The 14,376-nt window shown below is 65.8% G+C and carries 15 protein-coding genes; 12 read left to right on the forward strand and 3 right to left on the reverse strand.

What is annotated here, in order from left to right; genetic code table 11:
* Positions 1–3 precede the first annotated feature (3 nt).
* Genes BMX78_RS02505 through BMX78_RS02515 form a run of 3 tightly spaced genes read left to right on the forward strand, consistent with a single transcriptional unit; the run spans position 4 to position 2,973 of the window.
* Positions 4–780 (forward strand): lysophospholipid acyltransferase family protein, encoded by a 777-nt coding sequence (locus tag BMX78_RS02505; RefSeq protein WP_091415869.1) that lies wholly within the window; start codon positions 4–6, stop codon positions 778–780.
* Positions 770–1,822: an NAD(P)H-dependent glycerol-3-phosphate dehydrogenase gene (locus BMX78_RS02510; RefSeq protein WP_091415872.1), complete on the forward strand. Its 1,053-nt coding sequence runs from the start codon at positions 770–772 to the stop codon at positions 1,820–1,822. The genes BMX78_RS02505 and BMX78_RS02510 overlap by 11 nt, the downstream gene beginning before the upstream one ends.
* A 2-nt stretch (positions 1,823–1,824) precedes the next feature.
* On the forward strand, positions 1,825–2,973 hold the full coding sequence (locus tag BMX78_RS02515; RefSeq protein ID WP_091415875.1) for a D-alanine--D-alanine ligase family protein: 1,149 nt from the start codon (positions 1,825–1,827) through the stop codon (positions 2,971–2,973).
* A 52-nt stretch (positions 2,974–3,025) separates the two neighbouring features.
* Here the strand turns inward: BMX78_RS02515 and BMX78_RS02520 are convergent, their stop codons facing one another.
* A complete protein-coding gene (locus BMX78_RS02520; protein WP_091415877.1) occupies positions 3,026–3,529 on the reverse strand; it encodes a DUF3515 domain-containing protein in 504 nt (167 codons plus the stop codon).
* Positions 3,530–3,712: 183 nt separating this feature from the next.
* Between BMX78_RS02520 and thiL the strand changes: the two genes are divergently transcribed.
* The 4 genes from thiL to rsmD are packed head-to-tail and all read left to right on the forward strand — an operon-like array spanning position 3,713 to position 8,634.
* On the forward strand, positions 3,713–4,663 hold the full coding sequence (thiL, locus tag BMX78_RS02525; protein ID WP_091416075.1) for a thiamine-phosphate kinase: 951 nt from the start codon (positions 3,713–3,715) through the stop codon (positions 4,661–4,663).
* A 22-nt stretch (positions 4,664–4,685) separates the two neighbouring features.
* Entirely contained in the window at positions 4,686–5,672 is a 987-nt protein-coding gene (locus tag BMX78_RS02530) for a DAK2 domain-containing protein (protein WP_091415879.1), read from the forward strand.
* Positions 5,662–7,926 (forward strand): ATP-dependent DNA helicase RecG, encoded by a 2,265-nt coding sequence (locus BMX78_RS02535; protein ID WP_091415882.1) that lies wholly within the window; start codon positions 5,662–5,664, stop codon positions 7,924–7,926. The genes BMX78_RS02530 and BMX78_RS02535 overlap by 11 nt, the downstream gene beginning before the upstream one ends.
* A 45-nt stretch (positions 7,927–7,971) precedes the next feature.
* Entirely contained in the window at positions 7,972–8,634 is a 663-nt protein-coding gene (gene rsmD, locus BMX78_RS02540) for a 16S rRNA (guanine(966)-N(2))-methyltransferase RsmD (protein ID WP_091415885.1), read from the forward strand.
* A 24-nt stretch (positions 8,635–8,658) separates the two neighbouring features.
* Here the strand turns inward: rsmD and BMX78_RS02545 are convergent, their stop codons facing one another.
* Entirely contained in the window at positions 8,659–9,447 is a 789-nt protein-coding gene (locus BMX78_RS02545) for a spermidine synthase (RefSeq protein ID WP_170850661.1), read from the reverse strand.
* A complete protein-coding gene (locus BMX78_RS02550; RefSeq protein WP_286138746.1) occupies positions 9,447–10,676 on the reverse strand; it encodes an aminotransferase class I/II-fold pyridoxal phosphate-dependent enzyme in 1,230 nt (409 codons plus the stop codon). Before BMX78_RS02550 ends, BMX78_RS02545 begins: the two co-directional genes overlap by 1 nt.
* A 43-nt stretch (positions 10,677–10,719) precedes the next feature.
* Here BMX78_RS02550 and coaD point away from each other — a divergent pair, with 43 nt between their 5' ends.
* The 5 genes from coaD to mutM all read left to right on the forward strand — a co-directional run bounded on the left by coaD (position 10,720) and on the right by mutM (position 13,849).
* Positions 10,720–11,220 (forward strand): pantetheine-phosphate adenylyltransferase, encoded by a 501-nt coding sequence (gene coaD, locus BMX78_RS02555; RefSeq protein WP_091415891.1) that lies wholly within the window; start codon positions 10,720–10,722, stop codon positions 11,218–11,220.
* Between the two features lie 123 nt (positions 11,221–11,343).
* Positions 11,344–11,868 (forward strand): YceD family protein, encoded by a 525-nt coding sequence (locus BMX78_RS02560; protein WP_091415893.1) that lies wholly within the window; start codon positions 11,344–11,346, stop codon positions 11,866–11,868.
* A 36-nt stretch (positions 11,869–11,904) separates the two neighbouring features.
* On the forward strand, positions 11,905–12,108 hold the full coding sequence (gene rpmF, locus BMX78_RS02565; protein WP_009356569.1) for a 50S ribosomal protein L32: 204 nt from the start codon (positions 11,905–11,907) through the stop codon (positions 12,106–12,108).
* Between the two features lie 21 nt (positions 12,109–12,129).
* Positions 12,130–12,873: a ribonuclease III gene (gene rnc, locus BMX78_RS02570; protein ID WP_091415895.1), complete on the forward strand. Its 744-nt coding sequence runs from the start codon at positions 12,130–12,132 to the stop codon at positions 12,871–12,873.
* A 4-nt stretch (positions 12,874–12,877) separates the two neighbouring features.
* Positions 12,878–13,849 (forward strand): bifunctional DNA-formamidopyrimidine glycosylase/DNA-(apurinic or apyrimidinic site) lyase, encoded by a 972-nt coding sequence (gene mutM / locus BMX78_RS02575; protein ID WP_091415898.1) that lies wholly within the window; start codon positions 12,878–12,880, stop codon positions 13,847–13,849.
* Positions 13,850–14,376: the final 527 nt, after the last annotated feature.

Raw genomic sequence — 14,376 nt, forward strand, 5'->3', positions numbered from 1 at the left:
GACGTGAAAGAGTCTGCGAAAAGCAGGGCCACCTTTATGTTCATTGCCGGCATTGTCCGGCCCTTGATGAACGCCATGATGAGCAAGGAGTGGGAGGGGACGGAGAAGCTTCCCGCCGGCGGGTTCATCGCGGCCCCCAACCACTGCACCGAAATTGATCCGCTGGTAGTGGGCCACATGCTGTACAACCAGAAGCGTGCCCCGCACTTCCTTGCCAAAGCGGGCCTCTTCAAGGTTCCCGCCTTTGGTTGGCTGCTGCATGCCACCAAGCAGGTCCCCGTGGAGCGTTCGACGGCGGGAGCGAACCGCTCGCTGCAGGTCGCACAGGAGATTGTCGCCGAGGGCGGGGCCATCATAATCTATCCGGAGGGCACCCTCACGCGTGACCCGGACCTGTGGCCGATGAAGGGCCATACCGGCGCGGCGCGGCTGGCCCTTGAGGGCGGCATTCCCGTGGTTCCGATCGCACACTGGGGCGCGCATGAGGTGTTTCCGCGGTACGGCAAGAGGTTCCACCTCTTCCCGCGCAAGCGGTCCCGTGTTGTAGTGGGCGATCCTGTGGACCTCAGCGCCTTCTCCGGCCGTCCCCTGGACAAGGCCACGCTGGCCGGAGCAACCGACGCCATCATGGACGCCATCACCGGCCTCCTTGCGGAGCTCAGGGGAGAGCAGCCCCCGGCGGTGCGTTGGGATCCGGCAAAGCAGCAGCAGTCCAAGCACGGGCGTTTCGTGGAGCGCGGCCAGGGCCAGACCGGGGAACGGACGCCCGGTGATTCCTGAGGGGACACAGGGCGGGTCGGCCCGCTCTGTTGCCGTGCTTGGGGCCGGCTCCTGGGGAACCACGTTTGCGAAGATCCTGGCCGATGCCGCCACCGCCGCCGGTGAGCCCCGCGCCATCCGGTTGTGGGGCCGGCGCACCGAAGTGGTGGAGGAAATTAACACCTTCCACCGCAACAGCCAATACCTGAAGGACATTGCCCTCCCGGAGAGCATTACCGCTTCCACTGAGGTCCCTGAGGTGCTGGCCGGCGCCGATCTGGTGATATTGGCTGTGCCGGCCCAGTCCCTCCGGCCGCAATTGCGCGGATGGAAGGACATGATCGCCCCCGGTGCCATGGTGGTTTCACTGATGAAGGGGCTGGAACTGGGCACCGATGCCCGGATGAGCGAGGTCATCAGTGAGGAACTCGGCGTTCCAACGGAACGCATCGCCGTCGTTTCCGGTCCCAACCTGGCCATGGAGATCGCCCGCGAGGAACCTACCGCATCCGTGGTGGCCTGCACTGATTCCGCTGCTGCCGGCTGGATAGCCCGCAGCTGCACGGCACCATACTTCCGGCCGTACACCACCTCGGACATCGTGGGTGTGGAAATCGGCGGCATCGTTAAGAACGTCATCGCGCTGGCAGTAGGTATTTGCGAGGGCCGGCAAATGGGGGACAATACCAAGGCTTCCGTTATTACCCGCGGCCTCGCCGAAACATCCCGCCTGGCGTTGGCGCTGGGCGGGGACGCGAAAACCATGGCGGGTCTGGCTGGCCTGGGTGACCTGGTGGCCACATGCTCTTCTCCGCTGTCGAGGAACCATACCGCCGGGCGGCTGCTGGGCCAGGGCCTGACGCTGGAGGAAGTAGGCCAGAAGATGACCCAAACCGCCGAAGGCATTAAATCCGGCCAGGCCGTCCACGAACTCGCGGCAAAGCTCGGGGTCGAGATGCCCATCACGGCCGCCGTCGTCGCCGTGCTGGCAGGCAAGCTGTCCGTTGACCAACTGGGGCCTGTCCTGCTGGCCCGGGAACTGAAACCTGAAGGCGATTACTGACCATGTCCCACCACAATCTCACCGCATCAGAACCGGCCCGCGGGGCAAAGCCCCGGGTGGCGGTATTGTTCGGCGGACGGTCCAGCGAGCATGCCGTGAGCTGCGTTACCGCCGCCGGTGTCCTTGGTGCCATTAACAGGGACAAGTACGAGGTGATCCCGATCGGAATCGCCAAGACGGGGCAGTGGGTCCTTGCCGCCGAGGACACCGCCCAGTGGTCCCTCTCCGCATCCTCGCTGCCTGAGGTGGTCCCGTCACAGAAGACGGTGACGCTGGCCGAGATCGGCGGCGAACACCAGCTGATCGTGGCTTCCCCGAACGAGGTTCCGCAGGAGCTCGGCACCGTGGATGTGGTGTTCCCGCTGCTGCACGGCCCGTTCGGCGAGGACGGTACCATCCAGGGGCTCCTGGAACTCTCGGACACGAGGTACGTCGGAGCCGGCGTCCTGGCTTCCGCTGTGGGGATGGACAAGCACTACATGAAGGTGGTCTTTGAAGCGGCCGGCCTTCAGGTAGGCCCCTACATTGCCGTGACCGACAGGCAGTGGCGCAAGGACGCGGAGTCCGTACGGAAGCAGGTGGACCGCCTCGGGTTCCCCGTCTTCGTCAAGCCCGCCAGGGCCGGATCCTCGATGGGTATTTCCAAGGTGGACTCGCTGGATGAGCTGGACGCTGCCATTGAGGAAGCACGGCTGCACGACCTCAAACTCGTCATTGAGGCGGGAATTGTGGGCCGCGAGATTGAATGCGCAGTGCTCGAAGGCAGGGGGACCGATGCCCCCCGCACCTCCATGCCCGGCGAGATCTCCGTGGCAGGCGGCACGCACGAGTTCTACGACTTCAACGCGAAGTATGTCGAGGACGACGCCGCAGCGCTCAGCTGCCCCGCGGACCTGCCCGAGGATGCCATTACCAGGGTGCGTGAACTCTCGGCGGCTGCCTTTGATGCCGTGGGTGCAGAGGGATTGAGCCGGGTGGACTTCTTCTACACACCGGACGGCCAGCTGATCATCAACGAGATCAACACCATGCCGGGCTTCACCCCCAAGAGCATGTACCCGCAGATGTGGGCCGCCTCCGGCCTGGGCTACGCCGACCTGATCGACGAACTCATCCACCTGGCACTGAACCGCAAAACCGGACTCCGCTGACCCCGTTCCGGTGGTTGAGCGGACCCTTTCCGGTGGTTGAGCTTGTCGAAACCTACTGGCTTTGCGGGAGGTCCTGCAGTTCCTCCTGGCCCACGCAGTTGCGGCTGGCCGGGACTTCCGCGGCGGCAACCGCCAGGTCTGCAAGCACCGTGGCGGAACTGATCTTGTCGGGGTTCATCAGGATCTCCGTGGCGGGCTCCCGGCCGTAAGTGGTAAGCGTCCACACCGGGTCGCCTTCCTTGATGACCCAGTCGATCCCGTTGACGGTAACGCACCGGTCGGTGGTGGGCCCCGGCACATTGACGCCGCAACGCAGGACCACCAGTGAGGGATCGCCCCAGGCGGCAGTTGCCTGGCTGTTTGTCTTACGGAGGGCTGAGTCCCCGATGGCCTCGGGGAGAGCCACCATCATGGGGGCGCAGGCCGGGTTCGCCGCATCCTTGGCGGCCGGCACGTCCACCACTGGGGAACACGCAGCCAGCGGAAGGGCGGCTAAAGCCCCGATCAGCGCCATCCTGGCACGGCGGGCGGTCAGGGAAGCGAGGGGGCGGTGCATGCTCCAAGCCTATCGCCGCAGCCGGGTTGGCCAGGACACCAGGAGGTGCGGCCAGCCAATGTCCGTGGCCCGCTGTAGCGTAGTGGCGTGCCAGAAAACCGTTTGACCGTCCACCCGCAGCCCCCAGCCGTTGCTGCCCTCTCCGAAGCCGAATTGCTGGCCCGGATCTTCCCCCGCCTCTCCATGGCCGGGTCCTACTCAGAGGCCACGCTGCTGGGTCCGGGGGATGACGCTGCCGTGGTGGCGGCACCGGACGGCAGGACGCTCATCAGCATCGACACGCAGGTCCAGGACCAGGATTTCCGCCTGGAATGGCCAAATGGCTACCGGACCACCGGGTTCGACGTCGGCTGGAAGGCCGCGGCGCAGAACCTCAGCGACATCAATGCCATGGGGGCCACCGCCACGTCACTCGTCGTGAGCCTCACCCTCCCGCCCGAGACGCCGGTGAGCTGGGTGGAGGACCTTGCGGATGGGCTCACTGCCGGCATCAAGGACCTCGGAGCCACCAGATGCTCGGTGGCGGGCGGCGACCTCGGCCGCGGCCGGGAAATTTCGGTCACCGTCGCCGTCCTCGGCACCCTCGACGGCGGTCCTGCAGTGCTCCGGTCCGGGGCACAGCCGGGGGATGTCCTTGCGCTTGCCGGTACGGCCGGGCATGCTGCTGCGGGCCTGGCCCTCCTGGAGTCGGCCGAGAACGTTGATGCCCTTGGGGAACGTGAGCGTGCGTTCCTCGACCTGCAGTGCAGGCCGCGGCCGCCGCTGGAAGCAGGCCCTGCAGCGCGGACGGCCGGTGCCACGGCCATGCTGGATGTTTCGGACGGACTGCTGCGGGATGGACTGCGGCTGGCGACGGCCAGCAGCGCCGCAATCGACCTGGATCCGGCGCAACTGCACGTGCTGGGGGAGGTGCTGCGGCCTGCCTCGGAGCTGCTGGGCACGGAACCGGCGGCCTGGGTGCTCAACGGCGGGGAGGACCACGGCCTGCTCGCCACATTCCCTGCTGATGTTCAGCTGCCACCCGGATTCACTGCGATAGGCTCAGTACAAGCATTGGGAAGCAATGAAAGCCCGAGCGTCAAAATTGCGGGCCGGCCCGCGGACGCCGGGGGATGGGATCACTTTGCACACTAAGGTTGCCGCCAACGCGCAAGCGATGAAGAGGTGGTTGGGCAAGGCTGAGACCGTCATTGGAAACCATAGCGACCGCCTCAACGCCATCAATATCTTCCCGGTAGCGGACGGCGACACGGGCACCAACCTGTACTTGACCGTGCGCGCGGCTGCCCGGTCCGCGGCCGCCGCGGATGACCAGCCTGCGCAGCTGGACGTCGGCGTCGTACTGGCTGCTGCCGGCCAGGCTGCGATGGAGGAAGCCCGCGGAAACTCAGGGACCCTTTTGTCGGTGTTCCTGTGCGCCGCAGCGGAACCGCTCGCGGGCCACACCCGGCTGACGTCCACCCTGTTGGCCGCCGCACTGAACCGGGCCCAGATCAGGGCATGGTCCGCCCTCAGCGACCCGGTTCCCGGAACCATGCTTTCCGTGATGGAGGCTGCCGCACGGGCAGCGGCCGCGGTGGACGCCGGGCAGAACGGGGACGACAGCAACCACGCCCTGGGCCTGGCACTGGACGCCGCCGTTGAAGGTGCCTTGGCCGCGGTGATCCGCACGGAGGACCAGCTGGACGCGCTGACCTCGGCCCGGGTGGTGGACGCGGGTGGAGTGGGCATGCTCCTGATCCTGGACTGCCTCCGTTCCGCCGTCCTGGGTGAGGAGCTCCAGAGCGAACTGCTGGACGGACTCCACGGCTATGACGTCTCCGATCCCCACATCCATGCGGCCCTGCCGGACGATGACGGCGTCGAAGTCATGTGCACCATCAATCTTTCACCGCTTCATGCGGCCACGCTGCGCCAGCAGCTCGACGAAATCGGTGAATCCGTGATCATGAGCCAGGTGGGGGGCAACGAAGACGCCGATGGGAACTACCGCTGGCGGGTCCATGTGCACGTTCCGGATCCCGAGCCTGCTGTCAGTATCATCCGTGCCCTGGGAGAACCGTCCCACATCAGCATCAGCGAACTCGCCCTGCCGCGGGAACCCCACACAGACGCAGTGAACTCCAGTGGGCATGACCGCTGAACTCGACCTTGTGCTGGAATGGCGGATCGGCAAGCGGTCCGCATCGGTCATCGAAAAGCACCTGGGCATCACCACGGTTGACGGGCTGCTGAACTACTTCCCGCGCCGCTACATGAACCGCGGTGAGCTCACGCCCATCAGCGAACTCCCCCTCGACGAGGAGGTCACCCTCATCGCCCGGGTGCTCTCCAGCAGCACCCGGAACATGCAGGTCCGCCGCGGGACCATCACCGACGTCATAGTGTCCGATGACGACGGGCGGCAAGGGCTGCGGCTGGTCGGCGGAACGGACTACCGGGGGAAAGTCCCCGGCACCCTCAAAATCACCTTCTTCAACGGTTTCAAAGCAAAAACAGATCTACTGCAGGGGCGCCGGGCCCTGTTCTCCGGAAAGGTCACCAAATTCAAGGGACAACTGGGCCTGACCAACCCGGACTTCCAGCTGCTGGATGACGATCCCTTCAGCGAGGGCAGCCAGGACCCGGAAAAACTCGCCGCCATGCCCATCCCGGTCTACCCGGCCACTGCCAAACTGCCCAGCTGGAAGATCCAGAAGGCCATCCACACCCTGCTGGAAACGCTGGAACTGGACGCGTTGCCCGATCCCGTTCCGCCCGCCGTCGCCCGGCGTGAAAAATTCCTGCCGGTGGCCGAGGCATACCGCCTCATCCACGCGCCCGAAACCGCTGAGGACTGGCGCCGGGCGCGGGACAGGCTCCGCTACCACGAAGCACTGGTGCTGCAGTCCGCCCTGGCCCGCCGCCGGGCGCAGCTGGCCGCGGAGGAAGCCACAGCACGGCGCCAGGTTCCCGGCGGGCTGCTGGCAGCCTTCGATGCTGACCTGCCGTTCACCCTCACCGCGGGGCAGGCCGCCGTCGGTGAAACCTTGGCCTCGGAACTTGCCCGCGACTCACCGATGAACCGGCTGCTGCAGGGTGAAGTGGGCTCGGGCAAAACCATCGTGGCGCTGCGGGCCATGCTGCAGGTGGTGGACGCCGGGGGACAGGCCGCGCTGCTGGCACCCACCGAAGTACTCGCCGCCCAGCACTATGATTCGATCCGCCGCTCCCTGGGGCCGCTGTCCAGGGACGGCCTGCTGGGGGGTCTCGGCGATACCTCGGTCCAGGTCACGCTGCTCACGGGTTCCATGCCCACGGCAGCCCGCAAGCAGGCCCTGCTTGATGCCGCCTCCGGGACAGCGGGAATCATCATCGGCACCCACGCCCTGCTCAGCGGCAACGTGACGTTCTTCGATCTTGGCCTGATCGTGGTGGATGAGCAGCACCGCTTTGGCGTGGAGCAACGGGATGCCCTCCGGGCCAAGGCACGGAAGCCGCCCCACCTGCTGGTCATGACCGCCACGCCCATCCCGCGAACCGTTGCCATGACCGTGTTTGGTGACCTTGAAACGTCGGTGCTGGACGAACTGCCCGCAGGCCGGGCCCCGATCAGCACCCATCTGGTGGGCCTGGCAGAAAACCGTGCGTGGGCCGGCCGCATTTGGGCCCGTTCCCGGGAGGAAATTGACAACGGGCACCAGGTGTATGTGGTCTGTCCCAAGATCGGCGCGGACGACGATGGCGACTTCAGTCCGGAGGAAGCGGACCTGGCTGATGGCCTCGAGGGGGAAAACGGGCGGGAACTCGCATCGGTGACTGCCGTCGTCGAACATCTCCAGGCCGAGCCGGCACTCACCGGTGTTCCCCTTGCTCCACTGCACGGGCGCCAGCTGCCCGACGTGAAAGCCGCCGCCATGGCCGGCTTCGTGGACAACCAGGTCAAACTGCTTGTCTCCACTACCGTCATTGAGGTGGGCGTTGACGTTCCCAACGCCACCCTGATGGTCATCCTCGACGCCGACCGGTTCGGCATCTCCCAGCTGCACCAGCTGCGTGGCCGGGTGGGCAGGGGCGGGCTGCCCGGAACGTGCCTGCTGGTCACGGCGCTGGAGCCCGGCCACCCCAGCCGGAAGAGGCTGGAGGCGGTGGCCGCCACCACGGACGGGTTCGCCCTTTCCCAGGAGGACCTCAAGCTGCGCCGCGAGGGCGACATCCTCGGTGCCTCCCAGTCCGGCGGCCGCTCCACGCTTAGGCTTCTGCGTGTCCTTGAGCATGAAGCTGTCATCAGCCGGGCGAGGGACGATGCCCAGCAGATCGTGTCACAGGACCCGATGCTGGCTGCGCACCACGAACTGGCTGAAGCAATCGACAAGTACCTCAACCCCGAAAAGGAGGCGTTCCTTGAACGCGGTTAGCACGGTGGGATCCGAAATGCGCGCCGGCGGAAGCCGAGGCCGCCAGTGAGCCGGATCATTTCCGGGGCAGCCGGCGGCACCCCGCTGCAGGCTGTCCCTGGCTCCCTGACCAGGCCCACCACGGACCGGGTCAAAGAAGCGCTCTTCTCGCGGCTCGAGGCCTTTGACGTCATCAGCGGCGCCAGGGTGCTGGACCTCTACGCCGGCTCGGGATCCCTGGGCGTGGAGAGCGGCAGCAGGGGAGCCCAAACCGTGGACCTGGTGGAGTCCGACGCGAAGGCCAGTGCTGTATGCCAGCGCAACGCCGATCTCATTAACGGGGTTCTGGGCCGAAAAGCCGTGACGGTCCACCGGTCAAAGGTAGAGCCTTTCCTGGAGCGTGCCGCGGCATCGGCGGCCTGGGACCTGGTGTTCCTGGACCCGCCCTATCCGCTGGAGGAGGTGGCTTTGGCCGCAGTCCTCGAAAAACTGGCCGGCCACCTGGCGCCGGCGGCCGTGGTGGTGGTGGAGAGGTCATCCCGCTCGCCCGAGCCGGGGTGGCCCGGCGGGCTGGCGCGGTTCGCGGAGAAGAAGTACGGCGAAACCAAGCTGTGGTTCGCTGAGCCCTTTGTCCCTGACGCCGTCGATGCCGAGGTGCTCGACGACGAAGGCGTGGATGCGGACGGGAGTGGCTCCGGTTCCGTCGAGGCGGACGGGAACGGCCGGTAGGAAAGTGTTCCGGCGAAGGCCTGATCAGACCGCGAGGGCGTCCAGGTCCACACCGGCCAGGACCCTGGCCGGATGCGGCCCCCGGGCGGTCAGTTCCTCGGACCAGCCCGATGGCCAGGATGTTTGGGTGCCGGCCAGGATGATGTTCCCCGGGTAGCGGCCATCGAACATGCCTGCTTCAGCAACAGCGGCGACGTCACCCATTGCACGCCGCATCGCCGCCGCCTGGCTGCGGACCAGAGTAAGGCCGGGTTCGTCCCCCACGTTAACGATCAGGAGGCCCTTAGGGGCCAGCCGCTCCCTCAGCTCGCTGTAAAACTCTGTGGAGGCAAGGTGCGCGGGGGCCTCCGGGCCGGAAAAGATGTCAAGGATAACGACGTCGAAGCGGAGTCCGGGATCAAGCTCCGTGAGTGCGTCCCGGGCGTCTCCGATGATGGCGTGCAGGTCTGTCCCTTCAGGGAGTGGCAGCTGCCGGAGGACGAAATCGAGAAGTTCCCGTTCCAGCTCCACCGTGTACTGAATGGATCCTGGCCTGGTCGCCTGGATGTAGCGGGCCAGTGTCAGGGCGCCTGCCCCCAGGTGCAGCGCCGTGACCGGCGTTCCTGCGGGGGCCGCGAGGTCCACCAGATGCCCGATCCGCCTCAGGTACTCGTAAAAGATATGGTCGGGCCGTGCCAGGTCCACGTGGGACTGTTCTGCCCCGCCGATACTGAGCACGTAGCCGCCCCCGGTGAAAGCATCCGGCTCGATGGATGCGTGCTGTCCGCTGGTGCGAAGGAACCGGGCCGCACTCCGCCCGCTGCCCGCCTGCATCAGACCAGCCCGCCAAGGGTTGCCAGCCTGGCTGCGGCCTCCTCAAGGACCTCCGTCTTTTTGCAGAACGCAAAGCGAAGCAGGCTGCGTGTCCTCTCTGCCCCTTCCGGGTGGCAGAAAACGGGGACCGGGATTGCTGCAACGCCCACCAGTCCGGGCAGCCTTCGGGCCAGGTCCACGGAGTCGTGGATTCCCAGCGGCGCCGTGTCGACGTTGACGAAGTACGTACCCTGCGGGGAGTAGACATCGAAGCCTGCTGCCCTCAGCCCTTCGCTCAGGATGTCCCGCTTGCGCTGCAGCGTGGCGGCAACGTCATCGTAGAAGGCGTCCGGCAGGCCCAGCCCGGTGGCAATGGCCGCCTGGAACGGGGTGCCGGAACTGTAGGTGAGGAACTGCTTGACCGTCCGGACAGCGGAGACAAGGTCCTCGGGGCCTGTTACCCAGCCGATCTTCCAGCCCGTGAGCGAAAATGTCTTGCCGGCCGAGGAGATGGTGATGGTACGGTCGCCCGCTCCGGGCAGGGAAGCCACCGGCACGTGGCGGGCGCCAAACGTGAGGTGTTCGTACACTTCGTCGGTGATGATCAGGCAGTCATGCTTCCGGGCCAGGTCAACGACGCGCTGCAGGATGCTCCGGGGAAATACCGCACCCGTGGGGTTGTGCGGGTTGTTCAGCAGCACCGCCCTGGTCCGCCCGCTGAAGGCCGCTTCCAGGGCGGCCAGGTCCGGCATGAAGTCCGGGGCCAGCAGCGGTGCCGTGACGTGGGTGGCGCCGGAGAGCCCGATCACCGCTCCGTAGGAATCGTAGAACGGCTCGAAGGTCAGGACCTCGTCCCCGGGGCCGGTAAAGGCCAGCAGGGCGGCAGCGATGCCTTCGGTGGCGCCGGTGGTGATGATCACTTCGGTCTGCGGGTCAGGGGTGAGGCCATAGAACCTTTCCTGGTGCACAGCCACCGCTTCGCGCAGTTCCAGGATGCCCTTGCCGGGCGCGTACTGGTTCACCCCGGCGGCGATGGCGGCGCGGGCAGCTTCCCTGATCTCCAGCGGCCCGTCCTCATCCGGGAAGCCCTGGCCCAGGTTGATCGCACCGGTCTGCGCCGCGAGGGTGGTCATCTCTTCGAAGATGGTCACGCCCAGCCCGCCATCGGCTCCGAGGAGGTTGGCTCCGAGCGCGGTCCGCTGCCAGGGGGCAGGGGGCATGGGGGTGGAAACTTCCCGTGGTGGATGCATCCAGTCATGGTATCCCGGCCTTTCCATGGGGTAGGTTCGGAGCATGAGACGCGCTGTCTGCCCCGGATCCTTCGACCCCATCCACAACGGCCATCTCGAGGTTATTGCCCGGGCGGCCAGCCTGTTTGATGAAGTCATCGTGGCGGTCTCCACCAACCCGGCCAAGAAGTACAGGTTCACGCTGGCGGAGCGGCTGGAGATGGCCCGCGAAACCCTGGCGTCGCTCAAGGGCATCGTGGTGGAACCCGTAGGCGAAGGGCTGCTCGCAGAATATTGCCGGCAGCGGGGTGTGTCAGCCATCGTCAAGGGCCTGAGATCGTCCTCCGACTTCGACTACGAGCTGCCCATGGCCACAATGAACCGGCAGCTGAGCGGGGTGGAAACGGTCTTCCTGCCCGCCGAGGCGCACTACATCCACCTGTCCTCCACCTTGATCAAGGAAGTCGCGGGCCTGGGCGGAAGCGTCTCCGATTACGTTCCCAGATCAGTGCACCGGAGGATGCTTGCGGGCGGGTCGGCGGACGATCAGCAGCCAAGAGGGTAGGCTTGTCAGGTACTTCGGCGGTCCCCGCTGGCTGGTTTGAGTCCCCGCGGCTCTTCAGGCTAAGATGGTACGTCGGTCATATGTTCAACAGGAGTTCTCATTAAAAGAGATGCTGGTTCGCCCCTGGCGTTCGACGTCAAGGACCTCGGACGCAGTCCGGGAAGCATGCGGACACTGAAGGAACATGTACCCGCACCGGGTGATCTTGGTGTGGCGCTCATTGGTGTTCAGGAAGGCTCGGATATCGAGCTGGATCTGAGGCTTGAGGCCGTACACGAAGGAATTCTGGTATCCGGAACCGCACTCGCCGAAGTAACCGGTGAATGCGGCCGATGCCTGGATCCCCTTGCGTATGACCTTGAGGTCAATGTGCAAGAACTTTTCTTCTATGAGGGCGTACAGCTTTCGGACGAAGAAGATGATGAAGAGCAACGTCGAGTCGAGCACGATGTAATCGATCTTGAACCGGTGTTGCGGGACGCGGTTGTCACCAATCTGCCGTTCCAGCCGGTGTGCCGGGAAGACTGCCAGGGCCTTTGCTCCGAATGTGGAGTTCGCCTGGAAGACGAGCCGGGGCACCACCACGAGGTCTTGGATCCTCGCTGGGCTGCCCTAGCTGATATGGCTAAGCCTGACCGGCAAAATTGATTTGTACGTGTTTGTCTAGAGAGAAATGAGTTAGCCGTGGCTGTTCCCAAGCGGAAAATGTCTCGCTCGAATACCCGCGCCCGCCGCTCGCAGTGGAAGGCGACCGCCCCCCACCTGGTGAAGACCGTGGAGAACGGCCAGGTTACCTACAGCCTGCCGCACCAGGCGAAGGTCGTCACCGATTCGGCCGGCACCGCGCTGTTCCTTGAGTACAAGGGCCGCAAGGTCGCGGACGTCTAATCGGCCCCTCAGGCTGACATGATGTCTTCAACTGAAGAGCTTTTGAAGCGTCTCGGTGTCTCAATTGACGCCGGGACGCTTCGTCTTGCGCTCACACACCGTTCCTACGCCTACGAAAACGGCGGCATCCCCACCAACGAGCGGCTCGAATTCCTGGGTGACTCCATCCTGGGGTTCTCCGTGACGGACGCCTTGTACCGGGACAATCCGGACCTGCCCGAAGGTGACCTGGCGAAGCGCCGCTCGGCCGTAGTCAGCACCCGTGCCCTTGCCGGCATCGGGCGCAGCCTGGGGATTGGCGACTACATCTACCTCGGGCAGGGCGAAAAGCTCACCGAGGGCAAAAACAAGGCGTCCATCCTTGCGGACACCATGGAGGCGCTGATCGGTGCCACCTACGTGTCCAACGACATCGAGACGGCCCGCCAGCTGGTGATGCGCCTGATCGGGCCCCTGCTCAAAGACGCTGCTGCCCTTGGCGCCGGGACCGACTGGAAAACGAGCATCCAGGAACTTGCGGCAAGCCGGCAGCTTGGAACCATCCACTATGCGGTGGAGGGCTCCGGCCCGGACCATGCGCGCGTTTTTACCGCAGTCCTGCACATCGGCGGCACGGCGTACGGCCGGGGAACGGGCCACTCCAAAAAGGAAGCGGAGCAGGAAGCAGCTGCTGACGCCTGGCGCGCCCTTTCCGGCACTGCGGCTTCAAGCGCTGCGGCTTCCGCCACCGGGGGCAAGTCCGCCGGTTCCATAGCCGCCAAGTAGCGCTGTGCCCGAACTTCCCGAAGTTGAGGTGGTCCGCCGCGGCCTGGTGAGCTGGGTCCGCGGCCGGACCATCGAATCCGTGGAAGTCCTGGACGAACGCTCCATCCGCCGCCACGCGCTCGGGACCGCGGATTTCGTCGGGAACCTCGAAGGGGCCACAGTCGCCGACGTCGTGCGCCGGGGAAAATTCCTGTGGCTGCCATTGGTGGACGCGGCTGCCGGTCCCGCTCATGGCGATGCTCCTGGGAAGGGGCGTCCCGCCGTCGCGCTGATGGCCCACCTGGGCATGAGCGGCCAACTCCTCATGCAGGACGCGGATGTCCCGGACGAGAAGCACCTCAAAGTACGGTTCCGGCTGAGCTCCAGCGACGGCATGCCCGGACAGCTGCGGTTCGTGGACCAGCGGATCTTCGGGGGCCTGTTCGTCACCGCACTGGTACCAACGGACGACGGCGGCCCTGGCGGACTCGCCGAATCGCCCCTGCCGCTGATAGCACAGGAAGCGGCCCACATCGCCCGCGATCCGTTGGACCCTGCCTTCTCCTTCGACCTTTTCTTCCGCCGCCTCCGCAAACGCAAAACGGGATTGAAGCGGGCACTGCTGGATCAGGGCCTCGTGTCGGGCATCGGCAATATTTATGCGGATGAAGCCCTGTGGCGTGCCCGCCTCCACTTCGCCCGGCCCACAGACACCCTCCGCAGGGCCGAAGCCGAGAGGGTGCTGGACTCCTCCCGTGACGTTATGCTCGATGCCCTGGCCGCCGGCGGGACGAGCTTCGACTCCCTCTATATCAATGTCAATGGCGCCTCGGGATACTTCGACCGGTCCCTCAACGCCTACGGCCGGGAGGGCCAGCCGTGCCGGCGGTGTGCCGCTGCGGGAATCCACGCAGTCATCCGGCGCGACCAGTTCATGAACCGCTCCTCGCACACCTGTCCCGTGTGCCAGCCCCGTCCGCGCAACGGCCGCTGGTAAAAAGCGCCACAAAGGCGCGAGGATTCTGCCTCAAACGGCGGGAAAGATGTGGAAATCCACCTATTCTGCACCCAAGCGTGATGTCAGACTGTGGCCATGGATGTCCCAGGAACTGATGATTTCAAGGGTAGTGCCGCAAGGCAAACCGGCCCGTGCTGCAGGCGGTGAAGCCGTGCTTGTGAAGCGCGTGGTCCTTATTGGAGCCACTGCAGCGGTCATCCTCGGCGGCACCGCTTTGGTCCTGGACAATTTGGCACATGAACAGCCGGCGCCTTCGGCCGCGGGAGCCGGGAATACCTCCTCTGCCGATAGCGGATCCGCGACCGACGGCGTAACTCCTTTGGGGGCCGGCGAGACAAGCGCACCGCTGCCAGACGGGCCGAGTACCGAAGGGGCCGGCGGTGACCCCGCCGGTAACCCTGCGACCGGCGGGGACCTCGTCGGTGGCCCTGCGACAGGCGGGGCTGGAGACCAACGCCGGCTGGAGGTCCTGCCCCCTGTGAGCGCTTCGCCAACGGGGCTGCCGA

This window comes from Arthrobacter sp. OV608 (genome assembly GCA_900110595.1).
GTDB lineage: Bacteria > Actinomycetota > Actinomycetes > Actinomycetales > Micrococcaceae > Arthrobacter.

Excerpts from the sequence above, each read along its gene's own strand:
- BMX78_RS02515 (WP_091415875.1), top strand. The coding sequence starts at position 1,825 with ATGTCCCACCACAATCTCACCGCATCAGAACCGGCCCGCGGGGCAAAG.
- BMX78_RS02520 (WP_091415877.1), bottom strand. The coding sequence starts at position 3,529 with ATGCACCGCCCCCTCGCTTCCCTGACCGCCCGCCGTGCCAGGATGGCG.
- thiL (WP_091416075.1), top strand. The coding sequence starts at position 3,713 with ATGGCCGGGTCCTACTCAGAGGCCACGCTGCTGGGTCCGGGGGATGAC.
- BMX78_RS02530 (WP_091415879.1), top strand. The coding sequence starts at position 4,686 with ATGAAGAGGTGGTTGGGCAAGGCTGAGACCGTCATTGGAAACCATAGC.
- BMX78_RS02535 (WP_091415882.1), top strand. The coding sequence starts at position 5,662 with ATGACCGCTGAACTCGACCTTGTGCTGGAATGGCGGATCGGCAAGCGG.
- BMX78_RS02545 (WP_170850661.1), bottom strand. The coding sequence starts at position 9,447 with ATGCAGGCGGGCAGCGGGCGGAGTGCGGCCCGGTTCCTTCGCACCAGC.
- BMX78_RS02550 (WP_286138746.1), bottom strand. The coding sequence starts at position 10,676 with ATGCATCCACCACGGGAAGTTTCCACCCCCATGCCCCCTGCCCCCTGG.
- coaD (WP_091415891.1), top strand. The coding sequence starts at position 10,720 with ATGAGACGCGCTGTCTGCCCCGGATCCTTCGACCCCATCCACAACGGC.
- rnc (WP_091415895.1), top strand. The coding sequence starts at position 12,130 with ATGTCTTCAACTGAAGAGCTTTTGAAGCGTCTCGGTGTCTCAATTGAC.